The 15,696-nt window shown below is 62.8% G+C and carries 12 protein-coding genes; 11 read left to right on the top strand and 1 reads right to left on the bottom strand.

The window, feature by feature from the left end:
• Positions 1 to 175: 175 nt before the first annotated feature.
• On the top strand, positions 176 to 1,498 hold the full coding sequence (locus tag H6B31_RS08420) for an acetyl-CoA hydrolase/transferase family protein (protein ID WP_204898116.1): 1,323 nt from the start codon (positions 176 to 178) through the stop codon (positions 1,496 to 1,498).
• 730 nt (positions 1,499 to 2,228) lie between these two features.
• On the opposite strand, the gene H6B31_RS08415 is transcribed toward H6B31_RS08420, so the two are convergent.
• Entirely contained in the window at positions 2,229 to 2,969 is a 741-nt protein-coding gene (locus H6B31_RS08415; RefSeq protein WP_191345831.1) for a ZIP family metal transporter, read from the bottom strand.
• A 263-nt stretch (positions 2,970 to 3,232) separates the two neighbouring features.
• On the opposite strand from H6B31_RS08415, the gene pyrH reads away from it, so the two are divergent.
• From pyrH to H6B31_RS08365, 10 genes are all read left to right on the top strand, one after another.
• Positions 3,233 to 3,949, top strand: coding sequence for a UMP kinase (gene pyrH, locus H6B31_RS08410; RefSeq protein WP_087287225.1), 717 nt, complete (start codon positions 3,233 to 3,235; stop codon positions 3,947 to 3,949).
• Positions 3,950 to 3,986: 37 nt separating this feature from the next.
• Positions 3,987 to 4,541, top strand: a complete 555-nt coding sequence (frr, locus tag H6B31_RS08405; protein WP_087287223.1) for a ribosome recycling factor — start codon at positions 3,987 to 3,989, stop codon at positions 4,539 to 4,541.
• 82 nt (positions 4,542 to 4,623) lie between these two features.
• Positions 4,624 to 5,373, top strand: coding sequence for an undecaprenyl pyrophosphate synthase (uppS, locus tag H6B31_RS08400; protein WP_087287220.1), 750 nt, complete (start codon positions 4,624 to 4,626; stop codon positions 5,371 to 5,373).
• Positions 5,374 to 6,192 (top strand): phosphatidate cytidylyltransferase, encoded by an 819-nt coding sequence (locus H6B31_RS08395; RefSeq protein ID WP_204898115.1) that lies wholly within the window; start codon positions 5,374 to 5,376, stop codon positions 6,190 to 6,192.
• Positions 6,193 to 6,430: 238 nt separating this feature from the next.
• The gene (locus H6B31_RS08390) at positions 6,431 to 7,573 is read left to right on the top strand and encodes a 1-deoxy-D-xylulose-5-phosphate reductoisomerase (protein WP_204898114.1); all 1,143 of its coding nucleotides are present in this window, start codon (positions 6,431 to 6,433) and stop codon (positions 7,571 to 7,573) included.
• Positions 7,574 to 7,610: 37 nt separating this feature from the next.
• Positions 7,611 to 8,681: a M50 family metallopeptidase gene (locus tag H6B31_RS08385; protein ID WP_204898113.1), complete on the top strand. Its 1,071-nt coding sequence runs from the start codon at positions 7,611 to 7,613 to the stop codon at positions 8,679 to 8,681.
• Between the two features lie 72 nt (positions 8,682 to 8,753).
• Positions 8,754 to 9,791, top strand: coding sequence for a flavodoxin-dependent (E)-4-hydroxy-3-methylbut-2-enyl-diphosphate synthase (gene ispG / locus H6B31_RS08380; RefSeq protein WP_204898112.1), 1,038 nt, complete (start codon positions 8,754 to 8,756; stop codon positions 9,789 to 9,791).
• Between the two features lie 13 nt (positions 9,792 to 9,804).
• Complete coding sequence (locus tag H6B31_RS08375; protein ID WP_204898111.1) at positions 9,805 to 10,278, top strand: hypothetical protein; 474 nt, start codon at positions 9,805 to 9,807, stop codon at positions 10,276 to 10,278.
• 539 nt (positions 10,279 to 10,817) lie between these two features.
• The gene (locus tag H6B31_RS08370; RefSeq protein WP_204898110.1) at positions 10,818 to 11,240 is read left to right on the top strand and encodes a nuclear transport factor 2 family protein; all 423 of its coding nucleotides are present in this window, start codon (positions 10,818 to 10,820) and stop codon (positions 11,238 to 11,240) included.
• A gap of 27 nt (positions 11,241 to 11,267) precedes the next feature.
• Entirely contained in the window at positions 11,268 to 15,455 is a 4,188-nt protein-coding gene (locus H6B31_RS08365) for a PolC-type DNA polymerase III (protein ID WP_204898109.1), read from the top strand.
• The last annotated feature ends 241 nt before the right edge of the window (positions 15,456 to 15,696 follow it).

Below are 15,696 nucleotides of genomic sequence, written 5' to 3'. Positions count from 1 at the left end.
GTGCAGACGCAACAAGGAGCCGCGCCCGAACGGGCGCGGCTCCCGGTTCCATCTGGAGACTTGCGGCCATCCTGCTCTCTTGGTATAATGACCAGGAACCGGCGGACCGCCCTGGAACTCATCCGCATGCGGGGCCGCAGTGGAGTATGGAACAGAGTGAGAAGGAGCGTTGAGCATGAGAGAAAAGAGACAGACAAAATTTGTCACGCCCGAGGAGGCGGTCCAGGCGGTCCGGAACGGGGACTGGGTGGACTACGGCTTCGGAGCCGGTTTCCCGGAGCTGCTGGACCGGGCGCTGGCCGGGCGGAAAGGGGCCGTACAGGATGTGAAGATCCGGGGCGGTCTGGTGATCCGCCCCCGGATCGAGGTGGTGGAGCAGGACCCGGAGCAGGAGTCCTTTACATACTACAGCTGGCACATCGGGGACTATGAGCGCAAACTCCAGAGCCGGGGGCTGGTGCGGTTCATGCCCGCCATGCTGCGGTCCCTGCCCTACCTGTACCGGGACGGGCACATCCGCTGCGACGTGGCCTTCGTACCGGTGTCCCGGCCGGACGGAGAGGGGTACTGCGGCCTGGGCATCTCCAACTACGCCTGGCGGACCATCTTTGAGAGCGCCCGCACCGTGATCTTTGAAATCAACGAGAAGCTGCCCCGGCTCCAGGGAGTGGACGGCTCCCACCGGGTCCACCTGAGCGAGGCGGACTATGTGGTGGAGGGGGAGCACGAGCCCCTGCCCCTGCGCAGCTACCGGGCGCCCAGCGAGACCGATCTCCAGATTGCCAAGCTGGTGGTGGAGGAGATCCCCGACGGGGCGGTGCTGTCCCTGGGGGTGGGCGGCGTGCCCTTCACCGTGGCCAAACTGCTGGCCCAGTCGGACCGGAGAGACCTGGGCTGCCACACGGGGACTATCAGCGACGCCTTTCTGGAGCTGTGGAAGGCGGGCAAGCTGACCAACGCAAGGAAAGAGGTGGACCGGGGGTGGTCCACCTGGAATCTGGCTATGGGCTCTCAGGAGCTGTACGACTGGCTGGACCAGGAGCCCCAGCTGTTCCGCCCCGGGGATGTGGACTACGTCCACTCGGTGGAGCGCATCAGCCGGATGAGCAATGTCATCAGCATCAACGGCGGAGTGGAAGTGGACCTGATGGGCCAGGAGAACGGGGAGTCCGCCGGGACCCGGCAGCTCTCCGGCATCGGGGGACAGATGGACTTTCTGGAGGGGGCCTACCGATCCAAAGGGGGCAAGGGTTTCGTGTGCCTGAACGCCACCCACAAGAAGAAGGACGGCACCCTGAAGTCCAACATCGTCCCCTGCATCGCCGGGGGGAGCACGGTTTCCGCACCCCGTACCATGATCCAGTATGTGGCCACCGAGTACGGCGTGGCCAAGCTCTCCGGCAAGACCCTGCGGGAGCGGGCGGAAGCCCTGGCCGCCATCGCCCACCCGGATTTCCGGGAGGAGCTGCTACGGTACGCAAGGGAGAACTTTTATTAAGCTAAGTTGCGCAGGGGGATTTCGCCGCCTGCGGGCGGCGAGTGACTATGCCCGCGGCGGCAAAGTCACCAAAACGCCGCCGGGGACGCGGCCGATGGACTACGGCTTCGCTTTGCTCTGCCTAGGTCCATAGGACCGCTTTCCCCGGACCCCATTACGGGGGACGCGTACTTGTTAGGTTTTGCAATATTTCCGGCGCGCAAAATTTGAGTGACTTTCTGCGGTCCAATCCGGCCCACTGGGGCCTGGCTGTTCCAAAATTGTTGTTGGTGCGGTCCCACAGCCGCGCCTGGCTTTTCCGAGCAGGCGGCGGCTGGTGCTGGGCCGTAGGGCGCGGCCTCCTGGACGCGCCGCGTACATCTGCGGGCCGGCCGGTGTCCGGCCCCTACGGAAAGAAAGAACAGCTATCAGCCGCCCGAAAGCCTTCCCCTTTAGGGGAAGGTGCCGAGCGAAGCGAGACGGATGAGGTGCGTAGGGGCGGGTCCGTGACCCGCCCGTCCAGGATTTCACATATCCCCTTTTCTGATGTGCGTCTTGGCGGGAGGCCAAATCCCGGAAGAGCTTCTGGAGAATCGTTGGGGAGGGGCCTGCCCCTCCCGCCGTATCTGAGGGATGTTCCATTTATGTGGACTACTTTGCGAAAGAAGGACCGGCTTCTGTGCCCGCCGTCCACCGGCCGTTCCCCTGGAAAAGGAACGGCCGGCGCCCCCCGCAGGGGAACCTCTGTGCTTCACCCCAGAGCCACGTCCAGGATCATCATAATGAGAAAACCGGCCATGACGCCGCAGGTGCCTCCGCGGCTCTCGTGGTCATGGCGCAGGTTGGCCTCGGGGATGAGCTCCTCCACCACCACATAGAGCATAGCCCCAGCGGCGAAGGAGAGGAGCCAGGGCATCAGCGGCTCCACCGTCCCCGCCGCCAGGACGGTGAACAGGGCGGCGATGGGCTCCACCGCCCCGGAGGCCGCGCCGATGAGGAAGGATTTTTTCCGGCTCATGCCCGCCTGCCGCAGGGGCAGGGAGATGGCGGCCCCCTCCGGAAAGTTCTGGATGCCGATGCCCAGAGCCAGGGCCATGGCGGCGGGGAGGAGGGTGGGGTCGCTCCGGGCGGCCAGGGCGAAGGAGATGCCCACCGCCATCCCCTCGGGAATGTTGTGCATGGCGATGGCCAGCACCAGCAGAGTGCTGCGGCGGCCGGAGCCGTCACGGGGGGCCTGGAGAAAGGCGGGGGTCAGATGGGGGAGAAGGGTGTTCATGGTGACCAGGAACAGGACCCCCAGAACGGAGCCCCCGGCGGCGGGGAACCACCCGGGCAGCCCGGCCTCCTCCGCCGCCTCGATGGCCGGGATGAGCAGGGACCACATGCTGGCCGCGATCATCACACCGGCGGCAAAGCCCAGCAGGAGCTGATGGAGCTGCCGGTTGACCCGGCTGCGGAACAAAAAGACGGTGGCCGAGCCCAGAGCCGTCATAAAACATGTAAAACCAGTGCCGCCTGCGGCCCAAATCAGTGCGTGTGTCAAAGCGAGTTTCCTTTCCCGGCGGAGGGCGTTTGGACGGGCTCCCCGCCGCTGTGATGGGTGTGCGCCGTATCAGACTATGAGCGCACCGGGGAAGCGGTGCGGCGGATACGGCCTAATGTAAAAAAATTTTACAAGAAGCACTAGGCAAAATGGGATAATTATATTAGAATAAGAAAGAGTGTTTTAAAACCATTGCGCAAGGAGGGATTCCCATGGAGAATCCGAAGTATAAACGAGTATTGCTGAAAATCAGCGGCGAGGCCCTGGCGGGGGAGGCGTCCCGGGGGCTGGACTTTAATGTGATCGGCGAAGTGTGCGACGTGGTCAAGCGCTGTGTCCAGCTGGGCGTCCAGGTGGGCATCGTGGTGGGCGGCGGCAACTTCTGGCGCGGCCTGAAGGACGGCGGCGACCGGATGGTGCGCGTCCGCGCCGACCACATGGGCATGCTGGCCACCGCCATCAACGCTCTGGCCGTGGCCGACGTGCTGGAGCAGAAGGGCGTGGAGGTCCGGGTGCAGACCGCCATCGAGATGCGCTCGGTGGCCGAGCCCTATATCCGCTCCAAGGCCATCCGCCATCTGGAGAAGGGGAGAGTGGTCATCTTCGGCTGCGGCACCGGCAACCCCTTCTTCTCCACCGACACGGCGGCGGTGCTCCGGGCGGCGGAGATCGACGCGGACGTGATCCTGCTGGCCAAGAACATCGACGGCGTCTATTCCGCCGATCCCAGAAAGGTGCCCGACGCGGTGAAGTACGAATCCATCACCTACTCCGACGTGCTGGCCCAGCGGCTCCAGGTCATGGACTCCACCGCCACCTCCCTGTCCATGGACAACAAGATTCCCGTGCTGCTGTTTGCCCTGAAGGACCCGGAGAACATTCTGCGGGCCATTATGGGCGAGAAGATCGGAACCATCGTCCAGGGCTGACCGGACGAGAGATTAGAACGGAAAGGAAGGGCATACCATGAGTCCCGAGACAAAAGCTTACGATCAGAAAATGCTGAAGACCATTGAGGTGGTCAAATCCAACTTTGCCTCCGTCCGGGCCGGCCGGGCCAACGCCGGTGTGCTGGACCGCATCACCGTGGAGTATTACGGGACCCCCACCCCCCTGAACCAGGTGGCGGCCATCTCCTCCCCGGATCCCCGGACCCTGATGATTCAGCCCTGGGACGGCTCTCTGCTGAAGGCCATTGAGAAGGCCATCCAGACCTCCGATCTGGGGATCAACCCCCAGAACGACGGCAAGGTGATCCGTCTGGCCTTCCCCCAGCTCACCGAGGAGCGCCGCAAGGACCTGACCAAGCAGGTGCGCAAGTACGGCGAGGAGGGCAAGGTGGCCCTGCGGAACATCCGCCGGGACGCCATGGAGGATTTTAAGAAGAAAAAGAAGGCCTCCGAGCTCACCGAGGACGACCTCAAGCAGCTGGAGAAGGAGCTGCAGGACCTGACCGACAAACGCTGCAAGGACATTGATGAACTGACCGCCAAGAAAGAGCAGGAGCTGATGGCGGTCTGACAGACCAAACGGGAGAGCCGCCGGGGACCTTGGTCTCCAGCGGCTCTGCCGGGAATTTACACTTTTGGTAAGGATGTTGAACATGCCCTTTTTTAAGGCAAAGGAGCAGGCTCCTGCTCCGGCGGTGGACTTTGACCATCTGCCCCGGCACATTGCCATTATCATGGACGGAAACGGCCGCTGGGCCCAGAAGCGGGGGCTGCCCCGCACGGCGGGCCACGCGGCGGGGGCGGAGAATTTCCGCACCATCGCCACCTACTGCAAGGACATCGGGCTGGAGTATCTGACGGTCTACGCCTTCTCCACCGAGAACTGGAAGCGCCCCGCGGAGGAAGTGGGGGCCATCATGGGCCTGCTGAAGAAGTACCTGCTGGAGGCCATCAGCCGCATGGAGCGGGACCGGGTGAAGATGGAGTTTTTCGGGGACCTGTCCCCGCTGCCCCAGGAGCTCCAGGACCTGTGCCGGCGCACCCGGGAGATCTCCAAGGGGTACGACGGCTGTCAGGTGAACGTATGCCTCAACTACGGGGGCCGGGACGAGCTGCTCCGGGCGGCCCGGGCCTACGCCCAGGACTGCGTGGAGGGGAAGGCCGATCCCAACCACCTGACGGCGGAGCACTTCGCCGGCTACCTGTTCTCCCGGGGGGTGCCAGATCCGGATCTGGTCATCCGTCCCAGCGGGGAGCTGCGCCTGTCCAATTTCCTGCTGTGGCAGTCCGCCTACGCGGAGTTTTATTTTACCGACGTGCTGTGGCCCGACTTTACCAAGGAGGAGCTGCACCGGGCGATTGCGGCTTACCAGGGCCGCTCCCGCCGGTTTGGAGGGGTTTGAGTGGGAAAACGAATTTTGGTGGCGGTCATACTGGCTCCGCTGTTTTTCGTTGTACTGTTTTTCCTGGAGCCGGTGTGGCTGGCGGTGCTGATGGCGGCCATCTCCGCCCTGGCCTCCTTTGAACTGCTTCGGGCCACCGGGGTGGCCCACCACAACGGCATGTATTTCTGCACCGCCCTGGCGGCGGCGGCCATCCCCCTGGGGGAGTGGCTGGGCCAGGAGGGCATGGTGCTTCAGGCGTCCGCTCTGCTGCTGATGGTGGCCATCTTCTGGATCGCCATCCGCCTGTATGACCGGGAGAAGGCGGTGCGCTTTGAAGATGTGCTGGTCTGTCTGTTCGGCGGGCTGATGATTCCCTGGGCCCTGTCCACGCTGGTGGAGCTGAAGGGGATGGAGCAGGGGCGCTTCCTGGTGCTCCTGCCGGTGATCTGTGCCTTTTTGACAGATGGAGGCGCCTATTTTGCCGGAATTTTCCTGGGCAGGCATCGGGGAATCACTCGAGTGAGCCCCAACAAATCCCTGGAGGGCTATATCGGCGGAATCCTGTCCGGGGCCATTTTTCTGCTGATCTACGGCGTGCTGCTGGAGCAGTTCGCCGGGCTGGACGCCTCTCTGCCCGTGCTGGCCGTCTACGGCCTGGTGGGCAGCGCGGTTACCGAGTTGGGGGACCTGTCCTTCTCCTTTGTGAAGCGGCAGTTCGGCGTGAAGGACTACGGCGATCTTCTGCCCGGCCACGGGGGAATGCTGGACCGGTTCGACTCCATGGTGTTCGCCGCCCCCACCCTGATGCTTCTAGTGGAGCTGTGCCCCCCCTTCTGACCTACTTTCTTTGGAAAAGAAAGTAGGCAAAGAAACTTTCTGCGAAACTGCGTTTCGCCTCTGCGGATCAAGTTTTTGTTCAGAATTTAAGGGACGGTTTGATTTTCTATGGCAGGAAAGTTTACGGGTGGGATCAGAATCTGTCCCTGCCAAGTATCCTAAAAAAGCAAAACGAAGTTTTGCGCCAAAGTTCTTTTGCTTCTTTTCTTTCAAGAAAAGAAGAGAAAGGAGGGTGCGTATGAGCAGACGCATTTCGATTTTAGGTTCTACAGGGTCCATTGGGCGGCAGTCACTGGAGGTGATTGCCGCCTGCGGCATGACAGTGGGGGCTTTGACGGCCAACGCCAATGTGGAGCGCATGGAGGAGCAGGTCCGGCAGTTCCAGCCGGAGCTGGCGGTGATGATGGACGAGAAGGCCGCCGCCGATTTGAAGGTTCGGCTGGCGGACACCAAAACTCGGGTGGCCTCCGGCATGGAAGGCCTGGTGGAGGCGGCGGAGCTGCCCTCCGCCGACACGGTGATCACCGCGGTGGTGGGCATGATCGGCCTGCGGCCCACCATGGCCGCCATCCGGGAGGGGAAGCGCATTGCCCTGGCCAATAAGGAGACCCTGGTGTGTGCCGGGCAGCTGGTCCAGGAGGAGGCCCGGGACTGGGGGGCGGAGATTCTGCCCGTGGACTCGGAGCACTCGGCCCTGTTTCAGTCCCTCCAGGGGTGTAAGGACCGGAGGGAGGTCAAGCGTTTGATCCTCACCTGCTCCGGCGGTCCTTTCTTCGGAAAGAGCCGGGAAGAACTGAAACATATGACAAGGGAAGACGCCTTACAGCATCCGAATTGGAGCATGGGGGCTAAGATCACCATAGACTCGGCCACCCTGATGAACAAGGGGCTGGAGTTCATCGAGGCCATGCATCTCTACCACATGCCCCCGGAGAAAATTTCCATTGTGATCCACCGGGAGAGTATCATCCACTCTCTGGTGGAATACTGTGATAACGCGGTGATCGCCCAGCTGGGCACGCCGGATATGCGCCTGCCCATCCAGTACGCCCTCACCTGGCCCCGGCGGGTGGAGGGGCCGGCCACGCCTCTGGACCTGTGTTCCTGCGGCCCCCTGACCTTTGCCCAGCCCGACCTGGACACCTTCCGGTGCCTGGCCCTGGCCCTGAAGGCGGCCCGTACCGGCGGCACCGCCGGGGCCATCTTGAATGGAGCCAACGAGGCGGCGGTGTCCCTGTTCCTGGACGGAAGGATCGGATTCCTGGACATCGCCCGCCGGGTAGAGCGGGCCATGGACCGGGTGCCGGTGATCCAGGACCCCACTATGACCCAGATTCTGGAGGCGGACCAGGCGGCCCGGGAGGCCGTACTGTCCGCATGACCAGGCAGATCCACAGCACCACAGCGCAGGAGGTTCTATGCTCTATATCATTTTAGCTCTCATCATGTTCGGCCTGCTCATTGCCGTCCACGAGTTCGGCCACTTCGCGGCGGCCAAGCTCTTCGGCATCCAGGTCAACGAGTTCTCCATCGGCATGGGACCCGCCCTGCTGAAGAAGCAGAAAGGAGATACCCTTTACAGCCTTCGCCTCTTTCCCGTGGGCGGCTACTGCGCTATGGAGGGGGAGGACGAGGAGGCGTCCTCCGACAACCCCCGGGCCTTCGGCAACGCCGCCGGATGGAAGCAGGCCATTGTCCTGGTGGCGGGGGCCTTTATGAACTTTCTCACCGGCCTGCTCATCGTGCTGATTCTGTACGCCGGAGCGGCGGGCTTTCGGGTCCCCACCTATGGCGGCGCCATCGAGGGCTACGGCACCGAGAACTGCGGCCTCCAGGAGGGGGACCGCATCCTGTCCGTGGACGGCCACGCCATCCTGGTGTACAGCAATGTATCCCTCTACCTGAGCCGGGCGGGGGACGATGTGGACTTCGTGGTAGAGCGGGATGGGGAGCGGCTGGAGCTGAACAACGTGCATATCCCCTACCAGGAGCGCACCGATGAGGAGGGCAACTACACCCGGCTGCGGGGCATCTCCATCGGCTACGACGTGGACCCGCCCACCATTGGAAATAAGCTTCTCTACGCCTGGAACACCGCCATTGACTATGTGCGCCTGGTCTGGATCAGCCTGGGGGATCTGGTCACAGGGGCGGTGGGCCTGCGGGACCTGTCCGGACCGGTAGGCATCGTGGACACCATGTCCCAGGTGGGCAGCGCCTCCCCCACAGCGGCGGACGCGGCCTACAACCTGCTGACCCTGGCGGCCCTCATCGCCGTCAACCTGGCGGTGATGAACCTGCTGCCCATCCCCGCGCTGGACGGGGGCCGGGTGCTGTTTCTGGTGCTCAACGGCATTTTACACGCCCTGTTCCGCATAAAAATCCCCGCCAAGTATGAGGGATATGTCCACTTTGTGGGGCTGGCGGCCCTGCTGACCCTGTCCCTGATGGTTGCTTTCAGCGACGTGGGAAAGATCATCGGCATTTGACGTTCTGAAACGTGCTGTCAGCTTGTCGAAAAGACTTTTTCGACAAGCTGGGTTTGAACGGGAGGTTTTTCCATGACCAAGCAGATCATGGTGGGTGGGGTCCCCATCGGAGGGGGCGCCCCGGTCACCATCCAGTCCATGACCAACACCCGCACCGACGACGTGGAGGCCACCCTCCACCAGATCCGCACCCTGGCGGCAGCTGGGTGCGAGATCATCCGGGTGGCGGTGCCCGATATGGCCGCCGCCAAGGCGGTGGGCAAGATCAAGGAGGGCAGCCCCATCCCTGTGGTGGTGGACATCCACTTTGACTACAAGCTGGCCCTGGAGGCCATCGCCGCCGGGGCGGACAAGGTGCGCATCAACCCAGGGAACATCGGGGGAGCCGACCACGTGAAGGCGGTGGCCCAGGCCTGCGCCCAGCGGGGGGTCCCCATCCGCATCGGAGTCAACGGCGGCTCTTTGGAGAAGCCCCTGCTGGCCAAGTACGGGGGCGTCTGTCCCGAGGCTATGGTGGAGTCCGCCTTCGGCCACATCCGGCTGCTGAACCAGTTCGACTTTGACGACATCTGCGTGTCGTTAAAATCCTCCAGCGTGCCCATGACCATGAAGGCCTATCAGCTGATGAGACAAGCAAGTGATTATCCTTTACATATTGGGGTCACCGAGGCGGGCACCGTCCGCATGGGAACCCTGAAGTCCGCCGTGGGCATCGGGGGCCTGCTGGCCCTGGGCATCGGGGACACCATGCGGGTGTCCCTGTCCGCCGACCCGGTGGAGGAGGTCTATGCCGCCAAAGAGATCCTCAAGGCGGCGGGCGTCCGGAAGGAGGGGGCGGAGCTGGTGTCCTGCCCCACCTGCGGCCGCACCCGCATCGACCTGATCGCCCTGGCCAATGAGGTGGAGGAACGCTTAAAAACCGTGGACAAGCCCATCACCGTGGCCGTCATGGGCTGTGTGGTCAACGGCCCCGGCGAGGCCTCCGCCGCCGACTGCGGCATCGCCGGCGGCGTGGGGGAGGGGCTCCTCTTCAAAAAGGGGCAGATCGTCAAAAAAGTCCCCCAGGAGCAGCTGGTGGACGAGCTGTTTGCGCTGATTGACACCCTATAATAAGAAGAAGGCTATGTCCATATGGAGTGCGATTCTGGAAAAGGACGGGCAGTGCCACACATTCCTGGGGCGGGTGTTTGACGCCCTGGAGGGCCGGCAGCGGGATTACAATTTTCTGCTGGTGGGGGTCGAAGCTTACCCCGGAACTCCTGACTTTCAGTTTGTCAATCAGGCCCCGGTCTGGATGTCCGGGGAGGAACTGACCCGCATGATCCGGCAGGAGGATTTTCAGTGGGTGTGGGGGGCGCTGCTGGCCTTCTCAACCTCCTGTTCCAAGGAGCAGATTCTTTCGGGGGTCCGCGCCCTCTATGTCCCGGAGGCCTCTGACCAGGACAGCTGGCACATTCGGAACCGCTTTCTGGAGACCGGGGCGGAATTTATGATTTATGCGGAGGATTCCGCCTATACAGAGCTGCTGCTCCGAAACCGGAAACTGCTGGAGCTGTTTTGCCGCCACGAGCCTGGGGCGGTAGTGCGAGAGCTGTGAGTGAGCGGTAGAGGATTCATTCCGCCGTTATCTCCGCGCTAAGAATCGCCCTTCGGGCGGCTGCGCTCCGAAACGTGCCTGCGGGCGCAGTGCGAGCGGCGAGTGACTTTCTGCGATTCCTTACGGCTCACTGGGATCTGGGTCTACAAAAATGGCGCTTGGTGCGGTTACGCATCTGCGCCTGGGTACCCCAGCCAACGGTCCGGGGGATGGCAGCCGGCGAATCGGGGGCGTTGGTCCGGCAAACTTAGGCGCAGTTCTTGGATTGTGACAGGCGCCAGATTTTACTCACCCAGGGCCCAGTGGCCCGGACGAAATTGCACCCAGGCACTCCTGATTTTGCGCGCCGGAAATTCCGCTGCATGTGGCAGGAGTGCGTCTCCCGTAAAAGGGGGACCGGGGGAAAGGCGACTAGGAGCACCGGAACGGTGCTCCTCTGGAGCCGTCCCCCGGTGGCGTTTTGCCTACTTTGCCGCCACGGGCAAAGTAGGTCGCCGCCCGCAGGCGGCGAAATCCCCCGAGACAAGAAAGGAGCCCCCATGGAAGAAATGCGCGAACAGAAAATCCGCCTGTGGTTCGACATGTGGCTCCAAGCCAAGGACCTGGGCATGGAGGACCTCTTTGCCCCCGACTGTACCTATATCGAGAGCTGGGGTCCCAAGTATGAGGGCCGGGACAAGGTGTCCCTCTGGTTCCGGGAGTGGAACACCCGGGGAAGGGTGGTCCGCTGGGATATCGAGCAATTCTTTCACAAGGGGGACCAGACAGTGGTGGAGTGGTCCTTCCGCAACGAGATGAACGACGGGACTGTGGAGGAGTTCCACGGCCTCTCCCTGGTCCGCTGGGACAGGGAGGACCGCATCGCCTTTTTGCAGGAATTTGGCTGCAACATCCACAACTATGACCCCTATGCGGCAGGGGAGACCCCCGTCTTTCGGGACGAGCCCTCTGTCTGGTTTTAAGATCCTGTTCCAAGGAGTATTCGCATCATGTCCAAGAAAATTCCCTTTTTAGAGATGTTTGCCGCCCTGCGCCAGTGGACGGAATTCGTCAACGCTATGAGCGGCTGGAAGATCGTGGAGGCGGCTATCGACCGCGCCGCCCGCAGCGCGGTGGTGGCGGTGGAGGGGGCCTCCGGCGCAGGGCCCAACTTGATCGCCCAGGCGGAGGAGGCGGTGGCCAAGTGCTACGGCCTCAGCCATGTAAAGCTGAACTGCCTTGCAGATGCTCCCGCCCAGCCGGAGCCGCCCGTGCTGGAGAAGCAGCCGGTTCCCGGGCCGGAACAGCCGGTTCAGGCGCCCCCCAGCGCTCCAGCCCAGGAGGAGATCCAGACGCCCCAGGACGCCTTCGCCCGGGCGGAGGCCATCCGGGCCGCCGCGCTGAAGCAGGTGCGCCAGGCCGCCCCAGGGGCGAAGAAAAAGGCCGCCGGAAAAGGGGAGAAGCGGGACAACGGCAGGGCCATCTTCGGCAAGCCCATCAAGCGCGCCCCGGTGCCCATCGGGGAACTGGAGCTGGATATGGGCATGGTGGTCATCGAGGGGGACGTGTTCGCTGTCGACAACCGGGAACTGAAAAAGCGGGGGGCCTGGGTGGTGGCCTTCGACATGACTGACTACACCGGCTCCATCCGGGTGAACAAGTTCTTCCCCGGGGACGAGGGCAAGGCCCTGGTGGACGGCATTCGGAAGGGAATGCACCTGCTGGTCCAGGGCCGGCTGAACATGGACCGGTTTTACGGGGACATGGTACTGGAGCCGGTGGCCGTCATGGCTGCCGAGAAGAAGATGAAAATGGACAATGCCCCGGAGAAGCGGGTGGAGCTCCACCTGCACACCACCATGTCCGCCATGGACGCCCTCACCGCCGTGGGGCCCAAGCTGGGGCCGGACAAGAACGTGGTGAAGCGGGCGGAGGCCTGGGGCCACCGGGCCATCGCCATCACCGACCACGGGGTGGCCCAGTCCTTCCCGGACGCGTGGCACTCCGCCAAAAACATCAAGCTCCTGTACGGGGTGGAGGCCTACTTTCTCAATGACGTGGACGACCGGGTGGTGGTCCACGGGGAGACCAATCAGCCCTTCGCCGACGAGATCGTCTGCTTTGACATCGAGACCACCGGCCTGGACAAAAAGCGGGAGGTCATCATTGAGATCGGCGCGGTGATCCTGAAAAACGGGGAGATCACCGACACCTTCAATACCTTCGTGTCCCCGGAGCGGATCTTGAGCCCGGAGATCATCCGCCTCACCGGCATCACGGATGAGATGCTGGCGGGGGCTCCCTCCCAGGAGGAGGCCCTGCGGATGTTCCTGGACTTCGCCGGGGACCGGCCTCTGGCCGCCCACAACGCGGAGTTCGACATGGGCTTCATCTCCGCCGGGTGCCGGAAGTACGGCATTCCCTTCCATAACGCCTCGGTGGACAGCCTGATTCTGGCCCAGAACCTCCTGCCTGAGCTGGGCAAGTATAAATTGGACATCGTGGCGGAGTACCTGCATCTGCCCGCCTTCAACCACCACCGGGCCAGCGACGACGCGGCCACGGTGGCCTACATGCTGCCCCCCTTCTTTGAGAAGCTGGAGGCCATGGGGGTGCGCACCCTGGGGGAGATCAACCCCGCCATGCCCAAGCTGCGCAAGGGGGGCGGAAAGATGCGCCGCCAGCCCAAGCACCTGATCGTCCTGGCCAAGAACCAGATCGGGCTGCGCAACCTGTATAAGCTCATCTCCCTGGCCCACTTGGAGCATTTTAAGCGCTACCCCATCATGCCCAAGTCCCTGATCAACGAGAACCGGGAGGGATTGATCATCGGCTCCGCCTGCGAGGCGGGAGAGCTGTTCCGGGCGGTGGTGGACGGCAAGGACTGGGAGGAGCTCAAGCGCATCGCATCCTGGTACGACTATCTGGAGATCCAGCCCATCTGCAACAATATGTTCATGCTCCGCAAGGGGATGGTCCGCAGCGAGGAGGAGCTCCGGGACTTCAACCGCACGGTGGTGAAGCTGGGGGAGGAGCTGGGCAAGCCGGTGTGCGCCACCGGAGACGTCCACTTCCTGGACCCGGAGGACGAGATTTACCGCCACATCCTCCTGGCCTCCAAGGGCTTTGAGGACGCGGACGAGTCCCTGCCCATCTACTTCAAGACCACCGAGGAGATGCTGGAGGAGTTCTCCTACCTGGGGAAGGAGAAGGCCTATGAGGTGGTGGTGAAAAACACCAACCTCATCGCCGACTGGTGTGATCCCATCAATCCCCTGCCCAAGGGGCTGTTCGCCCCCAAGCTGGAGGACTCCGACGGGGAGCTGAAGCGGCTAGTATGGGGGAAAGCCCATGAGCTTTACGGAGAAAATCCCCCGAAAATCGTCACCGACCGCATCGAGGTGGAGCTGGGGGACATCATCCGCTGTAAGTACGACGTGATCTACATGTCCGCCCAGAAGTTGGTGCAGAACTCCCTGGAGCACGGCTATCTGGTGGGCTCCCGTGGTTCGGTGGGTTCCTCTCTGGTGGCCTTCATGTCGGGCATCACCGAGGTAAACTCCCTGCCCGCCCACTACCGCTGCCCCAAGTGCAAGCACTCCGACTTCGACTACGCCCAGGACCCGGCCCACCCCTACGGGTGCGGGGCGGATATGCCCGACGCGGTGTGCCCCGTGTGCGGCGCCAAGTATGTGAAGGACGGCTTCAACATCCCCTTCGAGACCTTCCTGGGCTTCGGGGGCGACAAGGTGCCCGATATCGACCTGAACTTTTCCGGGGAGTACCAGGCCAACGCCCACCGCTATACCTTCGAGCTCTTTGGACAGACCCACGTGTTCCGGGCGGGCACCATCGGCACGGTGGCGGAAAAAACCGCCTTCGGCTATGTGAAGAAGTATCTGGACGAGCGGGGGAAGATGGCCTCCAAAGCGGAGGAGAATCGCCTGGCTATCGGCTGCACCGGCGTCAAGCGCACCACGGGCCAGCACCCAGGCGGCATGGTGGTTATCCCCCAGGACAAGGAGATCTACGACTTCTGTCCCGTCCAGCACCCGGCGGACGACCCCAACACGGACATCATCACCACCCATTTCGAATATCACTCCATGGAAAGTAACCTCCTGAAACTGGACATGCTGGGACACGATGACCCCACCATGATCCGTATGCTGGAGGACCTGACGGGGGTGAACGCCCGCACGGACATCCCCCTGGACGACAAGGACACCATGTCCATCTTCCAGTCCTCCAAGGTGCTTGGCTATGAGGATGACAAGATTTTAGGACCCACCGGCGGCACCGCCATCCCGGAGTTCGGCACCACCTTCGTCCGTGGCATGCTGGAGGACACCCAGCCCGACCAGTTCGACATTCTGGTGCGGCTGTCCGGCTTCTCCCACGGCACCGACGTGTGGCTGGGCAACGCCAAAGACCTGATCACCTCGGGCACCGCCAAGGTCAACGAGGCCATCGGCTGCCGGGACGATATCATGCTGTTCCTCATCTCCAAGGGCATGGACCCCAAGCGCTCCTTCAAGATCATGGAGGCGGTGCGAAAGGGCCGCGGGCTCCCCGAGGGAGCGGAGGAGGAGATGAAGGAGCACGGGGTGCCCGACTGGTACATCGGCTCCTGTAAGAAGATCGCCTACCTGTTCCCCAAGGCCCATGCGGTGGCCTACGTGATGATGGCCTTCCGCATCGCCTGGTTCAAGGTCCACCGGCCTCTGGCCTTCTACGCAGCCTACTTCTCCATCCGGGCCAAGGCCTTTGACGAGCGGTACATGTGCCGGGGCATGGACGAGTGCCAGCGGAAAATGCGGGAGATTATCGCCAAGGACAAGGAGGCCACCGCCGTGGAGCAGGACATGCTCACCACCCTGGAGGTGTGCTATGAGTTCTATCTCCGGGGCTTCACTTTCCGGCGGATGGATCTGTATGAGTCCGAGGCCATCCTGTTCAAAATGGACGAGGAGCACAACGCCCTCATCCCGCCCTTTGTCTCGGTGGCCGGACTGGGGGAGACGGCGGCCATCTCCCTGGCCGAACAGCGGAAGGGCAAGCAGTTCATTTCCATTGAGGAAGTGTCCGCCGCCTGCCCGAAGGTCTCCAAAACCCACATCGAGCTGCTGAAGGACGCGGGTGCCTTCGGCGATTTGCCGGAGACCAGTCAGATGGATCTGTTCGTCATGTTTGGATGACAGCGTCCTTAAATTTGAAATACAATCCCAGCAAATCGCCGAAGGGCCGCGGAGCGGCCCCGCGCCTTTTGGCGCGTCCAAGCGTTTTTGCCGAAGGCAAAAACCTTGCTCCCGGGCGAATTGATTTCGCCCGGGAGTTTTGAAATCCCGGGGTCCCCGCAAAGCGCAGCTTTGTGGGGTGATTTGCCGGAGACCAGTCAGATGGATTTGTTTTCCCTGTTCGGATGATAGAGCACCCAAA

It is taken from the genome of Pseudoflavonifractor capillosus (assembly GCF_016899775.1).
Taxonomy (GTDB): Bacteria; Bacillota; Clostridia; order Oscillospirales; family Oscillospiraceae; genus Lawsonibacter.
This window is presented reverse-complemented; position numbering and strand designations above follow the sequence as displayed.

Coding starts and splice junctions, on each gene's coding strand:
- pyrH (WP_087287225.1), top strand. CDS start 3,233: ATGGAGAATCCGAAGTATAAACGAGTATTGCTGAAAATCAGCGGCGAG.
- H6B31_RS08420 (WP_204898116.1), top strand. CDS start 176: ATGAGAGAAAAGAGACAGACAAAATTTGTCACGCCCGAGGAGGCGGTC.
- H6B31_RS08375 (WP_204898111.1), top strand. CDS start 9,805: ATGTCCATATGGAGTGCGATTCTGGAAAAGGACGGGCAGTGCCACACA.
- uppS (WP_087287220.1), top strand. CDS start 4,624: ATGCCCTTTTTTAAGGCAAAGGAGCAGGCTCCTGCTCCGGCGGTGGAC.
- frr (WP_087287223.1), top strand. CDS start 3,987: ATGAGTCCCGAGACAAAAGCTTACGATCAGAAAATGCTGAAGACCATT.
- H6B31_RS08365 (WP_204898109.1), top strand. CDS start 11,268: ATGTCCAAGAAAATTCCCTTTTTAGAGATGTTTGCCGCCCTGCGCCAG.
- H6B31_RS08415 (WP_191345831.1), bottom strand. CDS start 2,969: ATGACGGCTCTGGGCTCGGCCACCGTCTTTTTGTTCCGCAGCCGGGTC.
- H6B31_RS08370 (WP_204898110.1), top strand. CDS start 10,818: ATGGAAGAAATGCGCGAACAGAAAATCCGCCTGTGGTTCGACATGTGG.
- H6B31_RS08390 (WP_204898114.1), top strand. CDS start 6,431: ATGAGCAGACGCATTTCGATTTTAGGTTCTACAGGGTCCATTGGGCGG.
- ispG (WP_204898112.1), top strand. CDS start 8,754: ATGACCAAGCAGATCATGGTGGGTGGGGTCCCCATCGGAGGGGGCGCC.
- H6B31_RS08385 (WP_204898113.1), top strand. CDS start 7,611: ATGCTCTATATCATTTTAGCTCTCATCATGTTCGGCCTGCTCATTGCC.